Consider the following 24,275-nt stretch of genomic DNA (forward strand, 5'->3'; position numbering starts at 1 on the left):
GTGCTCACTCGGCGCTCCCCGCGGGGGAGATCGTCAGCACCGCGCGGGAGTCCGGGCGCAGCGTCGCGGCGGCGGCGGACACCGCGGCCGGGGTGACCGAGGAGATCTTCCCCGGCAGGGCGTGGACCAGGGCCGGGTCGCCGAAGAGCAGCTCGAACGAACCCAGCGCCAGGGTGCGGCTGACCAGCCGGTCGTGCTCCTTGTGCAGGGTCGCGGCCCAGCGGGCGACGACCTTGGCCAGCTCCTCCTCGGTCGGCGCGGTGGCGGCGAGCTTCGCCAGCTCCTCGTCCAGAGCGCCCAGCACGGTGTCGACCGGGACGTCCGGGGAGTGCATGGCGGTCACGATGAACGTGTCCGGGTCGCGGGCCTCGAACGGGCCGAACATGCCGCAACCCGCGCTGACGTCGGTGACGAGCTGTTCGCCGTGGACCATGCGCTGCTGCAGGCGCGACCCGTCGCCGTCGGCGAGCACACCGGCGAGGACCAGGAAGGTGAGGTAGCCGTCGAGGTCGGCGACCGGGTCCGGGATGCGGTAGCCGACCGCGACCGCGGGCACCGGGGCCAACCGGTCGGCGATGTCGGCGCGCACCTCGCCGTCGGGGGCGGGCTCGGCGAACGACGGCCGCCGCGGCCGCGGCCGCGCGGGCACGTCGCCGAAGTGCTTCTCCACCAGTTCGCGCGCGGTCTCCGCGGTGAAGTCACCGGCCACCGTCAGCACCGCGTTGGCCGGGGCGTAGTAGGTGTCGAAGAACGCGGCGCAGTCGGCGACCGACGCCTGCTCCAGGTCCTCGAACCCGCCGTAGCCGTTGTGCGCGTTGGGGAACGTCTTGTACAGCACCGGCGGCAGCGTGATCCAGGGGAAGCCGCCGTAGGGCCGGTTGAGCACGTTGAGGCGGATCTCCTCCTTCACCACGTCGATCTGGTTCTTGAGGTTCTCCGCGGTGATCTTCGGGGCGCGCATCCGGTCGGCCTCGAGGAACAGCGCCCGCTCCAGCGCCGCCGACGGCAGCACCTCGAAGTAGTCGGTGTAGTCCGGGTGCGTCGACCCGTTGAACGTCCCACCGGAGGACTGCACGTGCCGGAAGTGGGCGAGCTTCTCCAGGCTCTCGCTGCCCTGGAACATCAGGTGTTCGAACAGGTGCGCGAAGCCGGTGCGCCCCTCGGGCTCGGAGCGGAAGCCGACGTCGTAGTGCACGCTCACGCCCACGACCGGTGAGGTCGTGTCCGGGGCGAGGACCACGCGCAGCCCGTTGGCCAGGGTGTAGCGGTGCAGCTCGGGAACGGTCACACGGCGAGCCTACGGGAGCGCTGCCCGAGCGGGCAGCCGACGGTGTTCGCCTGTGGATGACTCGCCTGTGCCCCGGTCGGTCGCCTGCCTGCCGAGGGGTGGGTCACGCCTTGGCGAACACCTCGTCGAGCCCGGTCAGGAAGGCGCGGAACTGCTCGGTGAACCGCTGCTGGTCGGTGGCCGCGGCCGGGTCCTGCGTCGCGTACCAGTACAGGCCGGGGGCACCGTCCGCGGCGGAGTCCAGCGCGCCGAACCGGGTCAGCCACTGCTCGGCGTCGTCCAGCGCCACCGCGTAGGGCAGTCCACGCGAGAACACCACCTCCCGGTCGGCCGCTGCAACCGAGTCCGGGTCGGCGGTGTTCAGATAGGTGTGAACTCCTCGGATCTGTTGCAGCAGCACACTGCCCCGCTCGGTGCGCACCGGCATGAGCCGCCCGCCGAGCACCAACCCGACCCCGACCACCGCCAGGGCGACGCCGAGCAGCGCGGGGCCGCCGACGACCCCCAGCAGCACCGTGAGCGCCGCCCCCAGGGCGAACACGACGATGCCCGCGATGACCAGCGGGCCCAGGCCGGTCGGCTTGCGGCCGAACCAGTCGTGGGCCACCGCGTCGCCGTAGACCGCGGCGCGCACCGCCGAGACGTCCGGCGGGGTGGCGCGCAGGGCGGACAGCCGCTCGGACTCGGTGCCCTCGGGCAGCAGCGCGGTGTAGACGGTCCGCTCGTAGCCGCTCAGCGCGTCGTCGGCCGGGTTGCGGCGCACGAGCTGCCAGTCGCCGTCGACCTCGGTGATCCACAGGTAGTTGCGCACCGCCAGGTCGATCACGGTGGCGCTGAGGTCGCGCGGGTCCACCCGCTCGTCGACGACCGTGCCGACCTGCCCGGGCAGCACGCCGTCCGGCGAGGCGAACACGGCCCGCCCGGCCGCGCTGTCGAGCAACTCCACCGGCTCGACGTCGGCACCCAGCGCCGCGGCGTCGCGGGAGCGGGCCCGCCAGAGCACGGCGAACCCGGCCAGCAGCAGGAGCAGCGCCACCCCGAGCCCGGTGCCGCTGAGCGGGGTGAGCGCGAACGCCGCCGCGGTCGTGCCCGCGGCCTCGAACCGGGCGTTCGCCGGGACGGTGCCCGCGGGCAGGTCGGCGGCGAGGTCGACCCGGGCGCCCGCGTCCAGGTTCGACTGCACCACGCGCAGCACGGAGCCGCCGTCGGTCAGCGCGGACTCGCACCGGTCCTCGGTGTTGGCCGCACCGGCCAGGCAGGTGAAGTTCGAACCGCGCCGCGGGGTGAGCAGCGAGCCGCGCACCAGCACCAGCTTCGAGTCCCAGCCGCTGGCGACCTGCCAGCGGAACCGCTGGTGGTCGCCCAGGTCCTCCACCGCACCGTCCACGGTGTACTGGACCGTGGAGGCACCCTCGCCGAGCCGGAGCACGAGGTTGTCACCCTCGACCGCGGCGGTGCCGCTGCCGTCGACCCGCGGGTCGCGCACGGTGAACACCCGGTCGCCGATGCGCAGCGGGGCGGTGCGGGTCATGGTCTGGCGGGCCTGCACGATCACCTGCTCGCGGACCGTCAGGCTGCCGTCGCGCTCGACCTTGAGCTGCACGTTGACGCTGCGCGGCAACGGCGGCGCGCCGACGCCCGGGGGGCGCACCGGCTTGCCGTTGGACCCGGTCGGCGGCACCGGGGCGATCGACGGCGCGGAGCCGCCACCGGGGTTCGGACCCGCCGAGGGGACCGGGAAGTCGATCGTCGGCGCGTCCGTCGGCGGGGTGGGGAAGGACGGCTGCGCCGCCCCCAGCACCACGCCGCAGGCAGTGACGGCGATCGCTGCGGCCCATTTCGTCAACACGGCAGCGAACGATAGCCCAGCGCCCATATGCTCACCGGCGTTCCGCGGAAAAGGTGCGGGGCAGTTCGTCGGACACGGGGGAAGTTGATGAGCCAGCCACCGATCGGGCCGTGGCGCCCGCAGGGGCCCCACGGGCCGGTGCCGCCACCGATGCCCGTCGCGCCACCGCCGGTGGCCCGGCCGATGCCACCGGCACCGGGGTACCCCCGGGGTCCACAGGGGACGCGGGCGTACCCGGCGGGGCCGCCGTCCGGCGGGTTCCCCACCGGCCCGCGCCAGGGCGGCCCGCGATACGACGGACCCCGGCCCGGCGGGCCGCACCCCACGGGGCCGCACCCCACGGGGCCGCAGTCCACAGGGCCACAGCCCTCGGGGCAGCAGCCGGTGGGTCGGCAACCCAGTGGGCCGCAGCCCTCGGGTCCGCAGCCCACGGGTCCGCAGCCCACGGGTCCGCAGCCCACGGGTCCGCAGCCCACGGGTCCGTACGGCGCACCGTACGGACCGCCGCCCGGGTACGGTCCGCCCGCGTACGTCCCGCCTCCCGGCTACGCCCCGCCTCCCGGGTACGGGCCACCGCCGGGGTACGGGCCGCCGCCGATGTGGCGTCCGCCGTACCCGCCGCGCAAGTCCAACACCGGCCCGATCCTGGCGATCGGCCTGGTGGTGCTGCTCATCGCGGGGGTGGCCGTCGTCGGCGTCGCCAACGTGGCGCGCAAGCGGAACTCCCCCAGCGACATCGGCTACAGCTACCCGACCACCACGTCCTCCACCCACTCCACGTACTCCTCCCCCGGTTCCGCGACGACCACCCGAGGCTCGTCGAGCACGACGGCGGGCGATCCGACGACCACGACGACCGGCACCCGGTCCGCGGACCCGACCACCCGGACGACGACGCGCACCACCACCACGCAGACCTCGACCACGCCCGCGGGGCCGAGGCCGGTGCACGCGCTGGCCGACAACCCGCTGTTCTCCGCGTCCAACGGCGCCAGCAACGTCACCTGCAGCCTGCCCGCGTGGCGGACCGACCCGCAGAGCGCGCAGCAGTTCTTCACCGCCGCCCTGCCGTGCCTGGAGCAGGCGTGGGCCCCGGCGATGCAGCGGGCGGGGCTGCCCTACTTCACCCCGGGGCTGCAGTTCCCCTCGGGCAGCACCTGGGAGAGCCCGTGCGGCTCGGCGAGCCAGGGCACCTGGGCGGCGTTCTACTGCCCGACGAACAACACCATCTACATGCCGTTCGAGGGCTTGCAGACGAAGCAGAACGGCACCAACTCCGGGGTGTACCTGGCCGTGTTCTCGCACGAGTTCGGCCACCACATCCAGGCCCTGTCCGGTGTCCTCGACGCCTACTGGGACACCCGCTACGAAGCGGGCGACCAGACCGAGAAGGGCTTGGAGCTGTCGCGCCGCTCGGAGTTGCAAGCCCAGTGCTTCGGCGGCATGTGGTTCGCCGCGGGCCAGAACGGCGGCGGTTCCTTCAACGACAAGGTCATCCGCGAGATGCTCGCCGACGGCTACAACCGCGGCGACTGGCAGCAGGGCGTCCCCCGCGACCACGGCTCCCCCCAGCACTACGGCGCCTGGCAGGAACACGGCTTCACCAACAACCGCACCGGCCCGTGCAACACCTGGGCCGCGGCGTCCGCGGACGTGAGCTGATGCACCCCGACGAGGTCCCGACCGACGTCCACCTGGTCCGGGCCCTCCTCACCACCCAGTTCCCGCGGTGGGCCGGGTTGCCGGTGTCGCCGGTGACCTCGTCGGGGACGGACAACGCGATGTTCCGCCTGGGACCGTCCCTGGTGGCCCGCCTGCCCCGCATCCCGGCGGCGGTGGACAACGTGGCCAGGGAGCGGCGCTGGCTCCCCCACCTGGCGCCGCACCTGCCGGTCGCCGTCCCGGTCCCGGTGGCCCACGGCGAACCGGCCCACGGCTACCCGTTCCCCTGGTCCGTCCTGCGCTGGCTCGACGGCGAGAACCCCAGCCCCCCGACCACCACGCCACCCGCAGGTCCAGCCACCGGTCCCGCAGATCCACCCACCGGTCCCGCAGGTCCACCCACTGGCTCCGGAGATCCACCCCTGGGCCCCGGAAGCCCGCTTCCCGATGCCGGAAACCCATCCCCCGGCGGCAGAAACCCGCTCCCCGAAAGGAAAAAACACCTGCCCGAAGGGGGAAACCCACAGTCCAAAGGGGAAAACTCACTGCCCAACAGCGGACCCAGCGGCGAACCCGGCACAAAATCCGCCACCGAATCGCATGCCGATCCCCATGCCGAACCTCTCGGGGGTCCCCCCGATTTCCATTCTACCGGCGGGCACCGACAGTCCGAGGCCGCGCGAGGGCAGTTGTCCACAGGTGTGGATGAGGAGTTGGCGCGCGGGTTGGCCGGGTTCGTCGCGGCGCTGCGGGCGGTGGACCCGGCGGGCGGGCCGGAGTCGGGGCGCGGGCAGGCGCTGGTGACCCGGGACGAGCCCACCCGGGCGGCGCTGGCGCAACTGGACGGTGAGATCGACGTGGCCGGGGCGGCGCGGGTGTGGGCCGACTGCCTGGCGGTGGGGCCGGGGGACGCGGCCCCCGCGTGGTGCCACGGGGACCTGTCGCCGGGCAACGTGCTGGTCCGCGACGGGCGGTTGCGGGCGGTGATCGACTTCGGCGGGATCGGCGTCGGGGACCCGACGGTCGACCTCGTCGTCGCGTGGAACCTGCTGTCCCCGGCGGGGCGGGAGGTGTTCCGGGCGGAACTGGCGGTGGACGACGCCACCTGGGAGCGGGGGCGCGGCTGGGCGCTGTCGATCGCCCTCATCCAGCTCCCGTACTACCGGACGTCCAACCCCGCCCTGGCGGCGAACGCCCGGCACACCATCAGCGAGGCGCTGAGTCCCGGACGTTGAGCGCCCAGGTGACCAGCGGCCACTGGAGCGGGAGGCGGCCCCAGGCGATCGCGCGGGCGGGCAGCGGCTTCTTCTTGCGCTCGTAGTCGACGACCATCTTGACGTTGCCCGGGAAGACGGCGACGAAGAGCAGAGCGGCCAGGAGGCCACCGAGGCGGCGGGTCCTGGGGACGGCCACCGCGAGGGCGATGGTCGCCTCCGCGACGCCCGACAGGTACGTCCACAGGCGCCTGCCGCCGGGGAGTTCCTTCGGGACGAGCGAGTCGAACTGCTTCGGGACGACGAAGTGCAGCGTGCCCGCGGTGCCCAGGAGCAGCGCGAGCGCGATCGCCCGGCGGGAGTCGGTGGTGGCCACGCGCCCACCCTGCCACGACCGGGGTCGGGCGGGCGATGAGCCTCACCACACGGTCGGGGGGCGTGGCGGTTAACCTTCCGCCGTGAGTCGCACGTCACGGGGGAGGCACTGGTGATCAAGCCCAAACGGGTGTTCGACAGCCTCAACGACCGCGCCGAGCACGACCTCGTCGGGGTCATCCGGATGCCGGAGAGCAGCGTCAGCCCGGTCGCCTCGATCCTGCGGCGGGTGCTGTGGGCGCTGCTGGCCCTGTTCATCGCGGTGATGATCGTCTACCTCGACCGGGACGGGTACCGCGACGTTAACGAGGACGGGATCTCGTTCCTCGACGCGATCTACTACGCCACGGTGTCGCTGTCGACCACCGGCTACGGCGACATCACCCCGGCCAGCGACTCGGCGCGGCTGATCAACATCCTGGTGATCACCCCGCTGCGCATCCTCTTCCTCATCATCCTGGTCGGCACCACCCTGGCGGTGCTGACCGAGCGCTCACGGCAGGCTTTCAAGATCCAACGGTGGAGGTCGAAGGTGCGGGACCACGTGGTCGTCGTCGGGTACGGCACCAAGGGCCGCTCGGCGGTCAGCGCGGTGCTCTCCGACGGGGTCGAACCCAGCCGGATCGTGGTGGTGGACACCGACCAGGCGATGCTCGACGCGGCGTCGATGCTGGGGCTGGTGACCGTGCACGGGTCGGGCACCCGCTCCGACGTGCTCCGGGTCGCGGGCGTCCCCCGGGCAAAGTCGGTGGTGGTGGCCTCCAGCCGGGACGACTCGGCGGTGCTGATCACCCTGACCGCCCGCGAACTCGCCCCGAACGCCCAGATCGTCGCCGCCGTCCGGGAAACCGAGAACGTGCACCTGCTGCGCCAGTCCGGCGCCAACCAGGTCGTGGTGTCCAGCGAGACGGCGGGCAGGCTCCTGGGCATGGCCACCCACACCCCCAGCGTGGTCGGCATGGTCGAGGACCTGATCACCCCGGACGAGGGCCTGGCCATCTCCGAGCGCGAGGTCGAGGACAGCGAGGTCGGCGGCTCCCCCCGCCACCTGACCGACATCGTCCTGGGCCTGGTCCGCGCGGGCACCCTGCACCGGGTCGACTCAGCCGAGGCCGACGCCATCGAAGCGGGCGACCGCCTCCTCTACATCCGCAAGGTCACCCCGGCCGACGACTAGCCCCGACCGGCCCGCCCAGGACCCCTTGCCCCGTCTGCGACGATCCGTAGGGTGCGCGTCCCGCTGAACCTGCCGGAGCCGGTTGTGAAATCGGCGGTGGCGGCGACGGTCAGCATCGTGCTGGCCCTGGCCTTCGCCCTGGCGGGCGGACTGGGCCAGTGGTCCTCGGCGGCAACCGGGCTGAGCAGCGCCTCGGCGACGGTGGTGGCGGGGGCGTCGTGCTCCTCGGCCGGGCCGGAACGGGTCCGGTTCACCCAGGGCGGCGGTTCCCGGGAGGCGCTGCTGGACGCGTGCGGGCACGCGGAGGGGGAGGTGGTGGAGATCTCGGTGGGGGACGGGGAGGTGGTGCACCTGGTGTCGGCGAACACGGGGACGACGTTCGACGCACGGCCGGTGGGGGTGGTGTTGATGATCTTCGCGGGGATCGCCGGGGCGGGGATGGTGGAGCTGTGGCAGCGGACCGGGCTGGGTGGGCGGACTCGGCGGGGTGAGTGGACTCAGCGGGGTGGGCGGTAGAGGTGAGGCGAGGCGGGCGGTAGAGGTGGGGTGGGCGGCCGGTGGGGCGGGCAGCCAGTGGCGTGGGCAGCCAGTGGCGTGGGCAGCCAGTGGCGTGGGCAGCCAGTGGGGTGGCCGGGTGCGTTGGGTGGTGTGCCGCTGGGCGCTTTTGAGGGGTGTGGTGCTGGATCGGGTGGAGTTGTTTCTTCGGGGCCCCTACGAAGACCCTCTGCTGCGGTGCGCGTGGGTGGGCGAAGGGATGCCCACCGTCGCTGGTCAGCTTGGCAGAGGGTCTTCTCCCCCGAAGAAACAACTCCACCCGATCCAGCCGTTCACCACGTGGTTCGTGGTGGCAGCAGTGCGGGGGTCGGTCGGTTGGTCGGTTGGTTGGTTGGTCGGTTGGTCGGTTGGTCGGTTGGTCGGTTGGTTGGTTGGTTGGTTTGGTGGGTGGGTGGTCAGGGTTCGGGTGGGGGCGGCGGCTTGTTCTGGGTGGGTTTGGTCGCGGCCGGTTTGTTCGGGGTGGGGTCGGGTGGGGGGACTGATCTGAGGAGGGCGCGCAGGCCCTGGGCGTCCAGGAGGTCGGCGGGGCTGAGGGTGTGGTCGTGGCGGACGTAGTGGAAGGCGGCTCGGACCTGGGTGGGGTCGGTGTCGGTGAGGGCGGCCCAGGCCAGGCGGTAGGCGGCCAACTGGACCGTGAGGGCGGGGAGGCGGTCTTCCGGGGGAATCCGGCCGGTCTTCCAGTCCACGACGGTCCAACCGCCGTCGGGGTCGCGGAAGACGGCGTCGATGCGGCCTCGGATGTTGAGGCCGTCCAGTTCGGTGGCGAAGGGGACTTCGACCTGGTGGGGGGTGCGGTGGGCCCAGGGGCTGTCCAGGAAGGCCTGCTGGAGGGCTTCCAGGTCGGCGTCGGGGAGGGCGGTGTCGTCGGACGCGCCGGGGAGTTCGTCGAGGTCGAGGAGGGCGGTGGAGCCGAAGCGGCGTTCCAGCCAGGCGTGGAAGTCGGTGCCCCGGCGGGCGGTGGGGTTGGGTGGGAAGGGCAGGGGGCGGCGCAGGCGGCGGGCCAGGGCCTCGGGGTCGGCGGCCAGTTCGACCAGTTGGCTCACGGTGAGGTGGGCGGGGAGGGCGACCTCGATGCGGCGGGAGGAGGCGGCGGCGCGTTCGGCCAGCAGGACGTCGGTGTCGCGGACCCAGCCCTCGGGGTCGGTGGGTTCCGGGGGTGGTTCCTCGCCCGCGCGGAGGGCGGCCAGCTCGGCCCGGACCAGGGCGGCGCCGGTGGCGACGTCGGCGCGGCGGGGGCCCAGGGGGTCGATCGGCCAGGCGGTGGTCTTGGTGGCGGCGGCTAGGGGGTTCTCCGCGCCCTCCTCCGGTTCGGGTTCCCAGGTGTCGACGACGCCGGAGGACCGGCGGCGTTTCTCGACGTAGGCGTGCAGGTCGGTGAGGAAGTCCGAGGGGCCCCGGGGGGTGGAGCCGGTGCGGGCCCACCAGTGGCCGGAGACGAGGAGGGTGCGTTCGGAGCGGGTGAGGGCCACGTAGAACAGGCGGCGTTCCTCGACGAGGCCGCGGTCGGCGAACTCCGCCCGGTGCGCGTCGAGGAGTCGGGTGACCTCCTTGCGGTCGGCCGCGCCCGCCAGGTCCAGCACCGGGAGGTCCTGGGCGTCGCCGCGCAGGTGGGCGGGCAGCTCGGTGACGTCGGTGAGCCAGCTACCGCCGCGCTTGGCGCTGGGGAACACGTCGCGGACCAGGTGCGGGATGGCGACGACCTCCCACTCCAGGCCCTTGGCGGAGTGCACGGTGAGGATCTGGACGCGGTCGGCGGCCACCTCGACCTCGCCGGGTTCGAGGCCGTCCTCGGCGTCCTCGGCGGTGGCGAGGTAGTCCAGCAGCGCGGGCAGGCCCGCGGTGGGGCTGGCGCGGGCGTAGTCGGCGACCACGTCGGCGAAGGCGTCGAGGTGGGCGCGGCCAGCGCCGCCGTGGCGGGCGGTGGCCTCGATGTCGAGGAGCATGGTGCGCTCGACGTCGGCGACCAGTTCGGGCAGCGGCTGGTCGAGGCGGCGGCGCAGGGCGGTGAGTTCGTGGCCGAGGGCGCGGACGCGGGCGTGGCCCTGCCGGGAGTACGCGTCGGGAGGGCCGGGGTCGTCGATGGCGTCGACCAGGCCCGCGTGCTCCGCGCCCTCGCCGGGGACCGCGTCGGCGGCGGCCTCGCCGTCGGGGGTGACCGCGTAGGCGCCCGCGAGCAGGCCCGCGCGCCGCCACAGGGCGGCCAGGTCGGCGGCGCCCACCCGCCAGCGGGAGCCGGTGAGCAGCCGGGCGGCGGCGGTGCCCGCGAGCGGGTCGATGAGCACGCGCAGGGCGCTGACCAGGTCGCGGACCTCGGGTTCGTCGAGCAGGCCGCCGAGGCCGACGACCTCCACCGGCAGGCCCCTGGCGCGCAGGGCGGCGGCGAGGGCGGCCATGTCGGAGCGGCGGCGCACCAGGACGGCGGCGGTGGGCGGGGTGCCCCGCTCCGCGCCGACGGACTCCCAGCGGTCGGCGACGCGGTCGGCCACCCAGGCCACCTCGGCGTCCACATCGGACAGCAGGGCGAACCGGATGTCGCCGGGCGGGGCGCCGTCGCGGGCGCGCAGTTCGTCGACCTCCAGGCCCGCGGCGCGCAGCGGGGCGGACACGGCGTTGGCGAGGTCGAGGACCTCCTCGGGGTTGCGGAAGCTGGTGAGCAGGCCGTACCGGGAGGCGGGCCGCTTGCGCCCGGCGACCACCCGGGGGAAGTCGGTGGTGAACCGGGGCAGGTTGGCCGCGCTGGCGCCGCGCCAGCCGTAGATGGCCTGGGCCGGGTCGCCGACGGCGGTGACCGGCATCGGTTCGGCGTCCGGGTGCTCCCGGGAGGACCCGAACAGCGAGCGCAGCAGGACCCGTTGCGAGTGGCCGGTGTCCTGGTACTCGTCGAGCAGCACGGCGCCGTAGCGCTCCCGCTCCCCGGCGACCACCTCGTCGTGCCCGGCCGCCAGCCGCGCCGCCAGCGACATCTGGTCGCCGAAGTCGACCGCGCCCTCGCGCCGCTTGCGCGCCGAGTACTCCTCGACCAGCGGCAGCAAAGCCACCCGGAACCGTTGCGCGACAATGACTTTGCGCAGTTCCTGGGAGATTTCGGCGCGCTGGCCCTTGGCCCGCGGGGCGTTCTCGATGGCGTCGCAGAGCACGTCGGCGTGGGCGCGCAGGGCCTCCGGTTCCACCAGGTGCTCGGCGAGTTCCCCGGCCAGCGACAGCAGGTGCCGGGTGACCGTGGCGGGCACGTAGTCGGTCTCCAGGTCGGTCGCCCAGGCCGACACCACCCGGTGCGCGACCTGCCAGGAGGCGGTCTCGGTGAGCAGCCGGGCACCGGGCTCGACCGGCAGCCGCAGCCCGTGCTCGCCGACCAGCCGCCCGGCGTAGGCGTGGTAGGTGAGCACGGTGGGTTCGCCCGCGTAGACGGCGGCGCGGCGCTCCCCCGTCGGGTCGAGCCGGTCGAGCAGCCGGGAACCGGCGAGCCTGCGCAGCCGGGCGCGCACCCGCTCGGCGAGCTGGCGGGCGGCCTTGCGGGTGAAGGTGAGGCCCAGCACCCGTTCCGGGGTGACCAGGCCGTTGGCCACCAGCCACACCACGCGCCCGGCCATGGTCTCGGTCTTGCCCGCGCCCGCGCCCGCGACGACCAGCGCCGGTTCGGCGGGCGCGCTGATGACCCGCGCCTGCTCGTCGGTGGGCGCGGGCAGCCCCAACTCGTGGGCGAGTTCCCGGGGGCTGACCAGTGCGAGCCCCGGTGGGGGCGGCCCCATCAGCGGCGGGGGTCGAGGGGGACCGGATTCATGGCGGCCAATTTACCCCCGGGCACCGACGATCCCGGGGCTCGCCGTTCTCGCTCACCTGTTCGAGTGGTCACTCGGTGACCTGCCTGCCGCTGGGGTGCAGCGGGCAGGCGGTGCGGACCGGGCAGCGCGGGCAGTCGGGGTTCTCGAACGCGGCGTACTCCGGGCCGACGGTCGCGGCGGCGGCGTCGCGGACGACGCCGAGCCACTGCTCGCGCAGCTCACCGGACACCGGTTCCTGGTTGCGCTCGGTGGCGCCGGTCTTGTTGTTGGCCTTGGCCACGTACAGCAGCCGTGCGCCGCCGGGTTCGCGCCCGTGCTGCTCGAACGCCCCGTAGGCCACGGCGAGCTGGTAGACCGCCAACTGCGGGTGTTCGGCGGCCTCGGCCGCGCTCACCGGCGACTTGCCGGTCTTGATGTCGATGATCACCGGGCGCCCCTCGGCGTCGACCTCCACCCGGTCCACCCGGCCGCGGACGGTGACGCCGTCGGGCAGTTCCACGGTGATCTCCTGCTCCGCGCCCACCTGGGTCAGGTCGGCGCGGGTGGCGTGCAGCCAGGTGAGGAACGTGTCGACCATGCCGCGCACGCGGTTCTTCTCCCGGCGGGAGAACCACGGCGCCCCCGCGTCGACGCGCGCCCACGCCCGGTCCAGTTCGGACATCAGCTCCTCGCGGGAGAGCCCGGTGGCGGCGGCCTGCGCCAGCGCGTGCACCAGGGTCCCGGTGACGGCGGACAGCTCCGCCGGGTCCTGCCCGCCGTGCCGCTCGACGACCCACCGCAGCGGGCACTTGGCCAGGACCTCCACGTTCGACGGGGACACCCGGACCGGTTCGCCCGGTCCGCGCAGCGGTTCCACTGTGGACAGTTCAGCCAGCCCGTACCACCCGTCCGGGTTCGCCCCGGGGACCCCGGCCGCGGCGAGCCGGGCCAACTGCCGGGCCGCCCGCGCCCGCCGCTCCTCGTCCGCCGCGCCGTCGCAGACCACCTGGCGCAGTTCACCGACCAGGTCCGCCAGCACCAGGGCCCGTTCCGGCTCGGCCATCGGCACCGCGGCATCGGCGGCATCACCGGCAGTGTCATCGGCCTCGGCGCCCGCCAGTTCGGCCAGGAACCGCGACGGCTGCTCGTCGTCGCCGCGGACCGCGCTCACCAGCAGCTTCGACCGCGCGCGCGAGGCGGCCACCAGCAGCAGCCGCCGCTCCTCGGCCAGCAGCGGCGCGGTGGCCGACAGCCGCCCCGAGGTGTCCACACCGGACAGTCGGTCCACCAGTCGTTCCACGCCCAGCAGCGAACCGCGCAGCCGCAGGTCCGGCCAGGCACCCTCCTGCACCCCGGGCACCGCCACGACTGTCCACTCGCGACCGGCGGCGGCGTGCGCGGTGAGCACCGCCACGGCGTCGCCGCGCGGTGCCGCGGGGGCCAGGGAGTCCCCGGCGATGCGCTGGCCGATCAGGTGGTCGGCGAAGGTGGCGACGCCCGCCCCGGGCAGTCGCTCGGTGTGCCGCTCGGCGGCGTGGAACAGGCGCACGACCGCGTCGAGGTCGCGGTCGGCCTGCGCGCCGACGGGTCCGCCGCGCGCGGTCTGGGCGACCCAGCGCCCCTCCAGGCCGCAGCCCTGCCAGACGTCCCACAGGACCTGCTCGGTGGTGGCCCCCTCCCGCACGCCCTTGCGCGCGGTCGCCAGCAGCCCCCACACCCGGCGGACCGGCCCGGCTTCCGCGTCGCCGAGGGCGGCGAGCCGGTCGGCGTCGCGCAGCACCTCCACCAGCAGCTCGTCGCTGGACTTGTCGCCGCCCGCGGCCAGTTCCAGGCGGCGCAGGCCGCGGCGGAGCCTGCGTAGGGCCAGCGGGTCGGCGCCGCCGAGCGGGGAGGCGAGCAGGAACTCGGCCATCGGCGGGTCCAGCAGCCGCGGTTCGGCGGCGCAGCGCAGCAGCGCCAGGAACGGGCGCACCGCGGGCTGCCGGCCCAGCGGCAGCTCCTCGCCGGGGGCGGCGACCGGCACCCCGGCGGCGGCGAGGGCGCGGTGCAGCACCGGGAGCGACCGGGTCGCGGAGCGGACCAGGACGGCCATGTCGGCCCAGGGGACGTCCTCCAGCAGGTGCGCGCGGCGCAACTGGTCGGCGATCCAGGCGGCCTCGGCGGCGACCGAGGGGTGCAGCCGCACGGTGACCGCGCCGCCGCGGTCCTCGCCCCGGTCGACCCGGCGCGCGCCCGCGCCGGGCAGCCGGGCGGCCAGGTGCGACACGGCCTTGCGGACCGCGGGGGCCATCCGGTGCCCGCGCCCGAGCAGCACGGTGCCGCCGCCGGGCTCGGCGTCGCGCAGCAGCCGGGGGTCGGCGCCGCGGAAGGAGAAGATGGCCTGGTCGGGGTCACCGGCGACGACGAACTCCTTGGCCGAGCGGCCCAGGACCGACAGCAGCGCGTACTGCAGCGGGTCGAGGTGCTGGGCGTCGTCGACGAGCAGGTAGCGCACGCGGGAGCGCTCGGCGGCCAGCAGTTCCGCGTCGGTCTCGAAGGCCAGCACGGCGCTGTCGATCAGCTCGGCGGCGTCGAGGGCGGGCGAGGCGGCGAGCGCGGCGGCGCTGTCCGCGCGGGCCTGCAGGAGCATGACCTGCTCGTACTGGCGGGCGAACCACCCGGCGGCGACCCACTCGTCGCGCTCGTCGCGGGTGCCCAGCTCGATGAGGTCCTCCGGGCCGAGGCCGCGTTCGGCGGCGCGGGCGATCAGGTCGCGCAGCTCCTCGGCGAAGCCGGGCACCGACAGCGCGGGCCGCAGCCGCTCCGGCCAGCGCCGGGCACCGGACTCCAGGTCGCCGTCGAGCAGTTCGCGGAACACCTGGTCCTGCTCGGGGCCCGACAGCAGCCGCGGGCCGGGTTCGTCGTGCATCGCGGCCTGCGCGCGCAGCACGGCGAAGGCGTAGGAGTGCACGGTGCGCACCAGCGGTTCGCGGACCGTGCGCAGGTCGGTGTCCGGGTCGTGCAGGGTCAGCAGGTCGGTGACGCGGGTCCGCAGGTCGAGCGCGGCGCGGCGGCTGGAGGTGAGCACCATCAACTGCTGCGGGTCGACGCCGCCGCGCAGGATGCGGTGCGCGGCGACCTCCGCGAGCAGGGTCGTCTTGCCGCTGCCCGGCCCGCCGAGCACCCGGACGAAGCCGTCGGCCCCGGCCAGCACCCGCCGTGCGTCGTCGTCCCACCGCGAGGTGGGCCGGGGCGCCGCGGGCCTGCGGACCAGGCGCGGCGCGAGCGGGGACTTACCGGCGGGCATCCGCCGATTGGACCACGCCGCCCGCGCCGCCCGGGACGCGGCACGCGGTCGCGGGCCGGGGTGCGATGATCCGCCCATGTCGGTGTACGCCTTCGGCTCCCCCGCGGCACCCCCGGTGCTGCTCGTGCACGGTGTCAGCGGTCACGGCAGGCGGTTCGAGGAGTTCGCCGCCGCCGAGCTGCCCGGTTTCCGGGTGATCGCCCCGGACCTGCGCGGCCACGGCGACGGCCCGCGGGTGCCCCCGTGGACGCTGGAACAGCTCGCGGACGACCTGCTCGCCGTCCTCGACTCGGTCGGGCTGCACGCGGCCCCGGTCGTCGCCCACTCCTACGGGGCGCTGGTCGCCCTGCACCTGGCGGCGCTCGCCCCGGACCGGGTCAGCGGGCTGGTGCTGCTGGACCCGGCCACCGGTGTCGACCCGCAGCAGGCCCTGACCTGGGCGGAGGCGTCGGCGGTGGTGCGCGAGGACCGGGCGTCGGCGGTCGGCACCCAGCGCCACGACTGGCCCCGGGCCTCGGACGCGGCGATCGAGCGCGAGGTGGAGCAGAACTGGGCGCAGGGCGCGGACGGCCGGTGGCGGCCCCGCTACAGCCCTGCCGCGGTGGCCACGGCGTGGAGCGAGATGTGCCGCCCGGTCCCACTGCCCCCACCGGGCACCCCGACCCTGCTGGTGGAGGCCGCGCGGGAGGACTTCGTCGGCGCCCAGTTCCCCCGGGCCTGCTCGGCGCTGGACTCCTTCGAGCACACCCGCCTCGACGCGGGCCACATGCTGCACCTCGACGCGCCGCAGGAGCTGGGGGCGCTGCTGCGCGGCTTCCTGGCGGCGAAGGGGTTCGCGGGCTGATGGACGAGGAACTGCACGAGCGCATCCGGGAGGTCGTCCGCGCGGTGCCGCGGGGCCGGGTGTCGACCTACGGCGACATCGCCGCCAGGGCGGGGGCGTCGAGCCCGCGGGTCGTGGGGAAGGTGCTGTCCGAGGACGGGCACGACCTGCCGTGGCACCGGGTGCTGCGGTCCACCGGCCGCCCGGCCGAGCACATCGCCCGCAGGCAACTGGAGCTGCTGCGGGCGGAGGGCGTCCTCGCCGAGGGCGACCGGGTCGACCTGGGCGAGTACCGCTGGCGGGACTGATCACGGCTCGACGGCCTGCTCGCCGGGCGTCGGCGCCGGTGGGGTGGGCCCGGCGGGCGGACCCACCCCGTGGGGTCGGGTGCGCGTCAGTCGCGCTTGCCCGCGGCGGCGTCCAGGCCGAGCATCTCGAGGAGGAACAGGCAGTCCTCGGCGTCCGCGGCGTGGTCGGCGACCGTGCGGGCGGCTCGGCCGCACTGCTCGGCGTTGTGCTGGGACTCGATCTCCTTGGCGGCGGCGATGCGGCCAGTGACAGGGGCCTCGTGGGCGAGCGTCATCGGTGGTTCACCTTCTGCGAATATGCGGCAGCCGGGCAGGGGACGAGCGCCGTTTTCGCTCACAGGTATCCCCTCGGCGTGCCGACCGGAGTGCATTCACTCTTTCAGCCGAGTTTCGCGGCCACAAGAGCCCGAATGGTTGCTTTCTGTTACGGCGAAGCTAAGTCACGCTCGGCTGTCGGGCGATCACTGAGTGCGCGTCTCACCGGGGACCGACGGTCGGTACCGCACCATGGTCCCAGTACCCCGGCGAAGGAGATGACATGACCCCGTGGCACGAGCAGGACGTCCCCGCGGTCCCCGGCGCGGTGGCGGTGGTGACCGGCGCGAACACCGGCCTGGGGCTGGAGACGACCCGGGTGCTCGCGCAGCGCGGGGCGACCGTGGTCATGGCCTGCCGCGACCAGGGCAAAGCCGCCGCGGGGCGGGCGGCGCTGATCGCGGCGGGGGTGCCGGGGCAGCAGCTTGGGACGGCCTCGCTGGACCTCGCCGACCAGGGGTCGGTCGAGCGGTTCGCCGACTCCTTCGGCCACGACCGGCTCGACCTGCTGATCAACAACGCCGGGCTGATGGCGGTCGCCAGGTCGAGGACCGCCGACGGGTTCGAGACGCAGTTCGGGGTGAACCACCTGGGCCACCTGGCCCTCACCCTCAGGTTGCTGCCGCTGCTCAACGCCACCGCGGGCGCACGGGTGGTCACCCTGACCAGCATGGGGCACCGGCCCGGCAAGATCCGGTTGGACGACCCGAACTTCGAGCGGGGCCACTACGGCCGCTGGCGCGCGTACTTCCAGTCGAAGCTGGCGAACATCCTGTTCACCGCCGAACTGGGCCGCAGGCTCACCGCGGCGGGCCACGACACCCTCTCCACCGCCGCGCACCCCGGTTACGCCGCGACCGGGTTGGGCAAGGACGGGCGGCCGGTCGCCCGGCTGATCGGGGTGGTCAACACCGCGATCGGGCAGCCCGCCGCGATGGGCGCGGTGCCGACGTTGCGGGCGGCGACCGACCCGGACGCGTTCCAGGGGGCGCTGTACGGGCCGCACCGGGTGATGTTCGGGCCCGCCGTGCCGGAGGTGCCCAGCGCTGCTGCGCGGGATGCCTCGCTCGCGGCGCGGCTGTGGGGGTTGTCGTTGGAGCTGCTGGCTCCGGCGAAGGTCGTCTTCCCGGGCTGATCCCGACTTCTTCCACTGTGGACTTGCCCGTCTCGGTCCTTTGTGGATTGGCCTGGCCGGTCTCGCCTGCGTCGGGATTTCGGTTTGTGGTGCCCGGGTGGGTGGCCCCGCGCCGGGTTCGGGCGGGGGGTGGCGTCCGGTTGGAACCGGACGCCACCCCTCCTGCCGCCGGGTCATGCCGTGGTGGCTGCCCTGGCTTCGCTGTCGTGGAGCAGGTCGGCCCACTCGCCGGTCATCGTGGTGGCCAGGCGCAGGTGGGGTACGGCTTCGCGGTGCCTGCCCTGGCGGGCCAGGGTGCGGCCGAGGAGCACGTGCGCGTAGGCGTCGGCGGGGGCCAGGTCGACGAGCCTGCGGGCGGTGGTCTCGGCGGCGGTGAGGGCGGCGGAGTGGAACTGGGCCAGGGCCAGGTCGGTCAGGATCGAGGTGGCGTCCGGCTCGCGTTCGGCGGCCTCGGCGAACAGGCGGGCGGCGGTGATCTGGTCGCCGCTGTCGCGGTGGGTGCGGGCGCGGGTGAGCAGGGTCTGGGTGTCGGTCATGGTGCGCCTCCTTCGGCTTGTCGATGCGGCCGGTGCGGTGGTTCAGATCCGTTCGTCGGCCGGGGAGCGGTGGGCGGCCGGGATCTGGCCCAGGCGGCCCGCCTGGTGGTCCTCGAACGCCTCGATGATCTCCTGGCGGGTGTTCATCACGAACGGGCCGTAGCGGGCGACCGGTTCGTTGATCGGCCTGCCGCCCAGGACCAGGACCTCCCAGCCGGTGGGCGAGTCGGCGGGCTGGGTGTCGGCCGCCCGCATGGTCAGCGCCTCGCCCGCGGAGAAGACGGCGAGGTGGCCCTCCTCCAGCGGCCTGCGTTCCACGCCGACGGTGCCCCGGCCCGAGAGCACGTAGACCATCGCGTTGAAGTCCTCCGGCCACGGCAGGGCCAGGCGGGCCCCGGCGGTGACGGTGGCGTGCAGGTACGTGATCGGCGTGTGGGTCGACCCCGGGCCGCGGTGCCCGTCGAGGTCGCCCGCGATGATCCGGACCAGCGCCCCGCCGTCGTCACTGGCGAGGAGCGCGGCGTCGCGGGCTTCGATGTCCTGGTAGCGCGGTGGGGTCATCTTGAGCGCGCGGGGCAGGTTCACCCACAGTTGCACGCCGTGGAAGAGGCCGCCCTTGGCCACCAGTTCCTGCGGCGGGACCTCGTTGTGCAGGATGCCGCTACCGGCGGTCATCCACTGGGTGGAGCCGTCGGTGATGAGGCCACCGCCGCCGATGGAGTCGGTGTGCTGCATGGCGCCGTCGATCATGTAGGTGACCGTCTCGAAGCCGCGGTGCGGGTGCCAGGGTGCCCCCTTGGCCTCGCCCGGCCCGTACTCGACCGCGCCCATGTGGTCCAGCAGCAGGAACGGGTCGGACTGGGCGAGGTCGACCCCCGGGAACGGGCGCCGGACCTTGAAGCCCTCGCCCTCCACGGATTCCCGGGCCCGCACGACCCGGCGCACCCCGCGCCAGGTCGTCGCCGACTCGGGCAGGTCGGGCAGGCGGGGCAGGGTCAGCGTGTCGGCGGTGATGGCGGGCATCGCTGCCTCCTCGTGCCGGTGGCCGCCCGGGTGGCGACCCTCAGCCCCGACAACTTGGTTGCGCGTTCAATTATTCCGGCCGGGCGTGCCCGCCGCTCAGCAGGCCGGGGCGAGGCAGCGGTAGACGAGGGCCTCGGTGTAGCGGCGCACGACCAGGTCCGCGACCCTGGGGTGGTCGCCCAGCGGCGCGGCCACCACGTCCGCCCCGCACGCCGCGACGGCCCGGTGGAACAGCCCCGGCGCCAGCAGCCAGGACGCGACCGCCACCCGGCCGGGCAGCGACTCCACGACCGAGGCCACCGCGGGTTCGGCCGTGGCCGCGTAGCCGATCCGCACGACCGACCCGGTGCGGGCGCCGAGCAGGGCCGCCGCCCGGCGCACGTCGGCCAGCGCCCTCGGGTCCGACGACCCGGCGGCGGCGAGGACGATGCTGTCCCCGACCCGCCACCCGGCCTCCACCAGCCGCTCGTGCACCGCCAGCACCAGCGACGGCGCGGGGCCGAGGGCGGGCGCGATCACCGCGTCCCGCCCGGAGCGGGCGACCTGCTCGGGCACGTCGACCCGCACGTGGTAGCCGGAGGCGAGGAAGGCGGGCACGACCACGGCCGGGCCGCGCACCGAGCGCAGCACCGTGGTCACGTCGGGGGCGCGCACGTCGGCGAAGGCGACCTTGACCGGGACCTCCGGCAGCAGGTCGCGCACCTGGTCGGCCACGCACTGCACGACTTCGGCACCGCCGGGGGCCCGGGTGCCGTGGGCGACGAGGACCAGCGTCACGCGACCGGCACCGCCAGCCGGTAGCCGCGCTTGACCACGGTCTGCACCAGCGACGGCGAGCCGAGCGCGGCGCGCAGCCTGCCCACCGCGGTCTCCACCGCGTGCTCGTCGACGCCGAACTCGCGGCCGGAGTGCCTGCGCAGCACGCCGACCAGCGCGGGCCGCGACAGCACCCGGCCCGGTTCGGCGGCCAGCGCGCGCAGCAGCGCCATCGGCGCGGGCGGGATGGGCCGCAGCCCGCCGTCGACCACGGCGGCCTGCCCGCGCAGCTCGACCTCGCTGGAGCACACGGTGAACCGGGCTGCCCGCGCGGGCAGCGCCACCGCCAGCTCGCGCACCAGGGCGCCGATGCGGGCCCGCTCCGGGCACAGCACCGGGATGCCCTGGCGGACCAGCGGTCCGGCGGTGATGCCGCCGACCCCGACCACCAGGACCCGGTCGGAGAGCTGCTCGACCAGGGCGTCGAGCCTGCCCATCCGGTCGGCGGTCTCCAGCACGCTGGCCGCGGCCGGGGCGCTGGTGAAGGTCAGCGCGTCGACCTGGCCGACCAGGACGGCCTCGATCAGCCGCTCCAGCGGGCCGGGGTCGGCCGGGCCGGTCCAGCGGTAGACGGGCATCTCGATGACCTCGGCGCCCGCCCGGCGCAGCGCGTCGATGAACTCGCGCAGTGGCTCGCCGTGGATCTGCACCGCGATGCGCTTGCCCTCGACGCCCTCGGCGAGCAGGTGGTCGAGCAGTTCGGCGCTGGCCTCGGACTCCGGTGACCACTCCTCGACGAGCCCGGCGGCGCGCACCGCGCCCTTGGCCTTGGGGCCGCGGGCGAGCACCGTGGCCTGGCGCAGCCGGTCGATCAGCCGCTCCCCCAGGCCCCAGCCGTCGGCGGCCTCAATCCAGCCGCGGAAGCCGATGCCGGTGGTGGCCACCGCCACGTCCACCGGCCGCTCGTCCTCCACCAGGCTGGTGGTGGCCGCCAGCAGCTCGCTGTCGTCGGCGAGCGGGATGATCCGGATGGCGGGCCCGTGCAGCACAGTGGCGCCCTTGCGCTCCATGAGCGCGCCCAGCTCGTCGGCGCGGCGAGCGGCGGTGACCCCTACGGTGTATCCCGCGAGGGGGGCGATCTGTGGGTCGGTCACGTCGGGAACCTCCAGGAGCGCGGTCACGTTCGCCCCAGGGAGATGGTCCCACCCGAGACCCGGACCGGGTAGGTGGGGACGGCCACCGTCCCGTCCTCGACGCACGCCCCGGTGCGCAGGTCGAAGTGCTGCTTGTGCATCGGCGAGGCCACCACGGGGGTGCCGCCGAGGTCGCCGACGATGCCGCGGGCGAGCACCGCGGCGCCGCTGAACGGGTCCAGGTTGGCCAGGGCGAACACCCGGTCGTCGTGGGTGCGGAACACCGCGACCTGGGTGCCGTCGGGCAGCAGCGCGGCCACGCCCTCCTCCCGGCCGAGCGCGCCGAGCGCGCACACCTCGAACCACACCGTGCTGTCGACTGCGGTCATCGGCTGATCACCTCCGGGGTGCCCAGCAGCACCGGGACCCGCTGGCCGCGCTCCTCGCGGAAGGCGATGGTGGGGTCCGGCGCGCCGGGGGCGTTGACGAAACTGGTGAAGCGGGCGAGCTTCTCCGGGTCGGCGAGCACCCCGGCCCACTCGTCGGCGTAGCCGCGCACGTGCTCGGCCATCTGCGCCTCCAGCTCGGCGGCGATGCCGAGGCTGTCGTGCACGACGACGTCGCGCAGGTGGTCGAGGCCGCCCTCCATGGCGTCGAGCCAGGCCGACGTGCGCTGGAGCCGGTCGGCGGTGCGGATGTAGAACATCAGGAACCGGTCGATGACCCGCAGCAGCGTTTCCTTGTCCACTTCGGACACCAGCAGGTCGGCGTGCCGGGGCATGGTGCCGCCGTTGCCGCCGACGTAGAGGTTCCAGCCATTGTCGGTGGCGATGACGCCGAAGTCCTTGCCGCGCGCCTCGGCGCACTCGCGGGCGCAACCGGACACACCGGACTTGAGCTTGTGCGGGGAGCGCAGGCCGCGGTAGCGCAGCTCCAGCTCCACGGCCAGGCCCACCGAGTCCTGCACCCCGTAGCGGCACCAGGTCTCGCCGACGCACGACTTCACCGTGCGCAGCGACTTGCCGTAGGCGTGCCCGGACTCGAACCCGGCGTCCACCAGGCGCTTCCAGATCACCGGGAGCTGGTCGACGGTGGCGCCGAACAGGTCGATGCGCTGCCCGCCGGTGATCTTGGTGTAGAGCCCGAAGTCCAGTGCCACCTGCGCCAGGACCAGCAGCTTCTCCGGGGTGATCTCGCCGCCGGGGATGCGCGGCACCACCGAGTAGGTGCCGTTGCGCTGGATGTTGGCCAGGAACCTGTCGTTGGTGTCCTGCAGGCCCGCCTGCCCGTCGGTGAGGATGTGCCCGTTGCCCAGCGAGGCCAGGATGGAGGCGGCGACCGGCTTGCAGACGTCGCAGCCGCGGCCGCCGGTGCCGTGCCGCTCGATGAGGTCGCTGAAGGTGGTGATGCCGGTGACCCGGACGATCTCGTACAGCTCGGCGCGGGACTGGGTGAAGTGCTCGCAGACCGCCTTGGACTGCTCGACGCCGAAGGACGACAGGAGCTGCTTGAGCATCGGCACGCAGGACCCGCAGGAGGCGCCCGCCCTGGTGCAGGACTTGAGCTTGGGCACGTCGTCGCAGCCCTGCTCGTGCACGGCGGCGCGGATGGCGCCCTTGGTGACGGCGTTGCAGGAGCAGACCTGCGCCTCGTCGGGCAGCGCGTCCACCCCGACCCCGCCACCGCCGCCGCCCGCGGGGGCCAGCAGCGCGCCGGGGTCGCCGGGCAGCGGGCGGCCGACCAGGGGGCGCAGCAGCGCGTAGTCCGCGGCGTCGCCGACGAGGACGCCGCCGAGCAGCGTCTTCGCGTCGTCGGAGACCACCAGCTTCTTGTAGGTGCCCTTGACCGCGTCGTTGACCACGACTTCCAGCGCGCCCTCGGTGGCGGCGTGCGCGTCGCCGAAGCTGGCCACGTCGACGCCCATCAGCTTGAGCTTGGTCGACATGTCGGCACCGGGGAAGGTGGCGGTGCCGCCGAGCAGCCGGTCGGCGACGACCTCGGCCATGGAGTAGCCGGGGGCGACCAGGCCGTAGACGCGGCCGTCGAGGTTGGCGCACTCGCCGATGGCGTAGACGTGCGGGTCGGCGGTGCGGCAGGCCTCGTCGACCAGGATGCCGCCGCGCTCGCCGACCGGCAGCCCGGCGTCGCGGGCGAGCTGGTCGCGCGGGCGGATGCCCGCGGAGAACACCACCAGGTCCACGTCCAGCTCGGTGCCGTTGCCCAGGGTGGCCAGCAGCCGACCGCGGTCGGGTTCGATGGCGCCGGTGGAGGTGCCCGGGTGCACGGTGACGTCGAGGTCCTCGATGAGCCGCTTGAGGAGCGCGCCGCCGCCCTCGTCGACCTGCAGCGGCATCAGCCGCGGCGCCAGCTCCACCACGTGCGGGGACAACCCCATGTCGCGCAGCGCCTTCGCCGCCTCCAGGCCGAGCAGGCCACCGCCGATGACCAGCGCGGCGCCGCGGCCCGTGCCCGCGCGGGCCCGCTCGGCGGAGGCGCGGATGGCGTCGAGGTCGTCGATGGTGCGGTAGACGTGGCAGCCGGGCAGGTCGCGGCCGGGGACCGGCGGCACGAACGGCGCCGAGCCGGTGGCCAGGGCGAGCGCGTCGTAGGGCTGGGTGCGGCCCGCGGCGGTGGTGACCGTGCGCGCGGCGCGGTCGATCGAGGCCACCGCGTCGCCGAGGACCAGTTCCACGCCGGGGTCGTCGGTGAACTCCGCGCCGTCGAGCTGCAGCCCCAGCGGGTCCCACCCGTCCACGTAGGACGTGAGGGCGACCCGGTCGTAGGCGGGGCGGGGCTCTTCGGCGAAGACGACCACCTGCCAGCCGCCGTCGGTGTCGCGGTCGCGGACGGCCTGCACCAACCGGTGTCCGACCATCCCGTTGCCGACGACCACGAGTGTGCGCGCCATGCCGGGTGCCTCCTGGCCTGTGGGGGTTGGGGGGAACTGCTGCACCAAGGGTGTGGGCGGGCCGTGTCACGGCGGGGACCGAACGGTGTCGCCGCTGTTACATGACCCTCTCTTCGCAGGTCAGAACTCTGTGCGCGGCCCGCCCGAGTGCTCCGGGTCACCCGGGCGGGG

At 74.5% G+C, this 24,275-nt stretch carries 19 protein-coding genes and 1 pseudogene; 8 read left to right on the top strand and 12 right to left on the bottom strand.

The annotated features are described in order from the left end of the window. Positions 1 to 4: 4 nt before the first annotated feature. Together DFQ13_RS03850 and DFQ13_RS03855 are read right to left on the bottom strand one after the other, a co-directional pair. Positions 5 to 1,288 carry a M16 family metallopeptidase gene (locus DFQ13_RS03850; RefSeq protein ID WP_110078866.1) on the bottom strand — a complete coding sequence of 428 codons (1,284 nt, stop codon included), beginning with the start codon at positions 1,286 to 1,288 and terminating at the stop codon, positions 5 to 7. Between the two features lie 103 nt (positions 1,289 to 1,391). Continuing rightward, on the bottom strand, positions 1,392 to 3,137 hold the full coding sequence (locus DFQ13_RS03855; RefSeq protein ID WP_181399838.1) for a DUF2207 family protein: 1,746 nt from the start codon (positions 3,135 to 3,137) through the stop codon (positions 1,392 to 1,394). Positions 3,138 to 3,734: 597 nt separating this feature from the next. On the opposite strand from DFQ13_RS03855, the gene DFQ13_RS03860 reads away from it, so the two are divergent. The 3 genes and pseudogenes from DFQ13_RS03860 to DFQ13_RS34725 all read left to right on the top strand — a co-directional run bounded on the left by DFQ13_RS03860 (position 3,735) and on the right by DFQ13_RS34725 (position 6,034). Then, complete coding sequence (locus DFQ13_RS03860; protein ID WP_110078868.1) at positions 3,735 to 4,799, top strand: neutral zinc metallopeptidase; 1,065 nt, start codon at positions 3,735 to 3,737, stop codon at positions 4,797 to 4,799. Further along, positions 4,799 to 5,116 (top strand): annotated as a pseudogene (locus tag DFQ13_RS34720) (phosphotransferase); the annotation flags it as partial. The gene DFQ13_RS03860 and the pseudogene DFQ13_RS34720, both read left to right, overlap by 1 nt. 372 nt (positions 5,117 to 5,488) lie before the next feature. Further along, on the top strand, positions 5,489 to 6,034 hold the full coding sequence (locus DFQ13_RS34725) for a phosphotransferase (protein ID WP_233427895.1): 546 nt from the start codon (positions 5,489 to 5,491) through the stop codon (positions 6,032 to 6,034). Here the strand turns inward: DFQ13_RS34725 and DFQ13_RS03875 are convergent. Next, on the bottom strand, positions 6,006 to 6,389 hold the full coding sequence (locus DFQ13_RS03875) for a DoxX family protein (protein WP_035289329.1): 384 nt from the start codon (positions 6,387 to 6,389) through the stop codon (positions 6,006 to 6,008). The genes DFQ13_RS34725 and DFQ13_RS03875 overlap by 29 nt on opposite strands. 111 nt (positions 6,390 to 6,500) lie before the next feature. Here DFQ13_RS03875 and DFQ13_RS03880 point away from each other — a divergent pair, with 111 nt between their 5' ends. Together DFQ13_RS03880 and DFQ13_RS33575 are read left to right on the top strand one after the other, a co-directional pair. Beyond that, complete coding sequence (locus DFQ13_RS03880; RefSeq protein ID WP_035289330.1) at positions 6,501 to 7,565, top strand: potassium channel family protein; 1,065 nt, start codon at positions 6,501 to 6,503, stop codon at positions 7,563 to 7,565. A 51-nt stretch (positions 7,566 to 7,616) separates the two neighbouring features. Beyond that, the gene (locus tag DFQ13_RS33575) at positions 7,617 to 8,081 is read left to right on the top strand and encodes a hypothetical protein (RefSeq protein WP_110078869.1); all 465 of its coding nucleotides are present in this window, start codon (positions 7,617 to 7,619) and stop codon (positions 8,079 to 8,081) included. Between the two features lie 434 nt (positions 8,082 to 8,515). On the opposite strand, the gene DFQ13_RS03895 is transcribed toward DFQ13_RS33575, so the two are convergent. Together DFQ13_RS03895 and DFQ13_RS03900 are read right to left on the bottom strand one after the other, a co-directional pair. Next, on the bottom strand, positions 8,516 to 11,869 hold the full coding sequence (locus tag DFQ13_RS03895) for an ATP-dependent helicase (RefSeq protein ID WP_181399839.1): 3,354 nt from the start codon (positions 11,867 to 11,869) through the stop codon (positions 8,516 to 8,518). A 100-nt stretch (positions 11,870 to 11,969) separates the two neighbouring features. Continuing rightward, entirely contained in the window at positions 11,970 to 15,167 is a 3,198-nt protein-coding gene (locus DFQ13_RS03900; protein WP_110078870.1) for an ATP-dependent helicase, read from the bottom strand. A 76-nt stretch (positions 15,168 to 15,243) separates the two neighbouring features. Between DFQ13_RS03900 and DFQ13_RS03905 the strand changes: the two genes are divergently transcribed. Continuing rightward, positions 15,244 to 16,011: an alpha/beta fold hydrolase gene (locus DFQ13_RS03905; RefSeq protein ID WP_110078871.1), complete on the top strand. Its 768-nt coding sequence runs from the start codon at positions 15,244 to 15,246 to the stop codon at positions 16,009 to 16,011. Then, on the top strand, positions 16,011 to 16,298 hold the full coding sequence (locus DFQ13_RS03910; protein ID WP_035279259.1) for an MGMT family protein: 288 nt from the start codon (positions 16,011 to 16,013) through the stop codon (positions 16,296 to 16,298). The genes DFQ13_RS03905 and DFQ13_RS03910 overlap by 1 nt, the downstream gene beginning before the upstream one ends. 86 nt (positions 16,299 to 16,384) lie before the next feature. Here DFQ13_RS03910 and DFQ13_RS03915 read toward each other — a convergent pair whose 3' ends face one another. Next, positions 16,385 to 16,573 (bottom strand): hypothetical protein, encoded by a 189-nt coding sequence (locus DFQ13_RS03915; RefSeq protein WP_035279262.1) that lies wholly within the window; start codon positions 16,571 to 16,573, stop codon positions 16,385 to 16,387. A gap of 263 nt (positions 16,574 to 16,836) precedes the next feature. On the opposite strand from DFQ13_RS03915, the gene DFQ13_RS03920 reads away from it, so the two are divergent. After that, complete coding sequence (locus DFQ13_RS03920; protein WP_110078872.1) at positions 16,837 to 17,748, top strand: oxidoreductase; 912 nt, start codon at positions 16,837 to 16,839, stop codon at positions 17,746 to 17,748. A 173-nt stretch (positions 17,749 to 17,921) separates the two neighbouring features. Here the strand turns inward: DFQ13_RS03920 and DFQ13_RS03925 are convergent, their stop codons facing one another. The 6 genes from DFQ13_RS03925 to nirB form a co-directional block, all read right to left on the bottom strand. Then, a complete protein-coding gene (locus tag DFQ13_RS03925; RefSeq protein WP_052020757.1) occupies positions 17,922 to 18,284 on the bottom strand; it encodes a tetratricopeptide repeat protein in 363 nt (120 codons plus the stop codon). Positions 18,285 to 18,326: 42 nt separating this feature from the next. Continuing rightward, positions 18,327 to 19,307, bottom strand: coding sequence for a pirin family protein (locus tag DFQ13_RS03930; protein ID WP_035279264.1), 981 nt, complete (start codon positions 19,305 to 19,307; stop codon positions 18,327 to 18,329). A gap of 96 nt (positions 19,308 to 19,403) precedes the next feature. Further along, complete coding sequence (locus DFQ13_RS03935; RefSeq protein WP_035279265.1) at positions 19,404 to 20,084, bottom strand: sirohydrochlorin chelatase; 681 nt, start codon at positions 20,082 to 20,084, stop codon at positions 19,404 to 19,406. Continuing rightward, entirely contained in the window at positions 20,081 to 21,217 is a 1,137-nt protein-coding gene (locus DFQ13_RS03940; protein WP_035279308.1) for a uroporphyrinogen-III synthase, read from the bottom strand. The genes DFQ13_RS03935 and DFQ13_RS03940 overlap by 4 nt, the downstream gene beginning before the upstream one ends. A 23-nt stretch (positions 21,218 to 21,240) precedes the next feature. Beyond that, positions 21,241 to 21,585, bottom strand: a complete 345-nt coding sequence (gene nirD / locus DFQ13_RS03945; protein ID WP_110078873.1) for a nitrite reductase small subunit NirD — start codon at positions 21,583 to 21,585, stop codon at positions 21,241 to 21,243. Beyond that, positions 21,582 to 24,104, bottom strand: coding sequence for a nitrite reductase large subunit NirB (nirB, locus tag DFQ13_RS03950; RefSeq protein ID WP_035279266.1), 2,523 nt, complete (start codon positions 24,102 to 24,104; stop codon positions 21,582 to 21,584). The genes nirD and nirB overlap by 4 nt, the downstream gene beginning before the upstream one ends. Positions 24,105 to 24,275: the final 171 nt, after the last annotated feature.

Source organism: Actinokineospora spheciospongiae, from assembly GCF_003182415.1.
In the GTDB taxonomy this organism is placed as follows: Bacteria; Actinomycetota; Actinomycetes; order Mycobacteriales; family Pseudonocardiaceae; genus Actinokineospora; species Actinokineospora spheciospongiae.

Coding starts and splice junctions, on each gene's coding strand:
- DFQ13_RS03905 (WP_110078871.1), top strand. CDS start 15,244: ATGTCGGTGTACGCCTTCGGCTCCCCCGCGGCACCCCCGGTGCTGCTC.
- nirD (WP_110078873.1), bottom strand. CDS start 21,585: ATGACCGCAGTCGACAGCACGGTGTGGTTCGAGGTGTGCGCGCTCGGC.
- DFQ13_RS03930 (WP_035279264.1), bottom strand. CDS start 19,307: ATGCCCGCCATCACCGCCGACACGCTGACCCTGCCCCGCCTGCCCGAC.
- DFQ13_RS03915 (WP_035279262.1), bottom strand. CDS start 16,573: ATGACGCTCGCCCACGAGGCCCCTGTCACTGGCCGCATCGCCGCCGCC.
- DFQ13_RS03895 (WP_181399839.1), bottom strand. CDS start 11,869: ATGGGGCCGCCCCCACCGGGGCTCGCACTGGTCAGCCCCCGGGAACTC.
- DFQ13_RS03920 (WP_110078872.1), top strand. CDS start 16,837: ATGACCCCGTGGCACGAGCAGGACGTCCCCGCGGTCCCCGGCGCGGTG.
- DFQ13_RS03925 (WP_052020757.1), bottom strand. CDS start 18,284: ATGACCGACACCCAGACCCTGCTCACCCGCGCCCGCACCCACCGCGAC.
- DFQ13_RS03860 (WP_110078868.1), top strand. CDS start 3,735: ATGTGGCGTCCGCCGTACCCGCCGCGCAAGTCCAACACCGGCCCGATC.
- DFQ13_RS03900 (WP_110078870.1), bottom strand. CDS start 15,167: ATGCCCGCCGGTAAGTCCCCGCTCGCGCCGCGCCTGGTCCGCAGGCCC.
- DFQ13_RS03910 (WP_035279259.1), top strand. CDS start 16,011: ATGGACGAGGAACTGCACGAGCGCATCCGGGAGGTCGTCCGCGCGGTG.
- nirB (WP_035279266.1), bottom strand. CDS start 24,104: ATGGCGCGCACACTCGTGGTCGTCGGCAACGGGATGGTCGGACACCGG.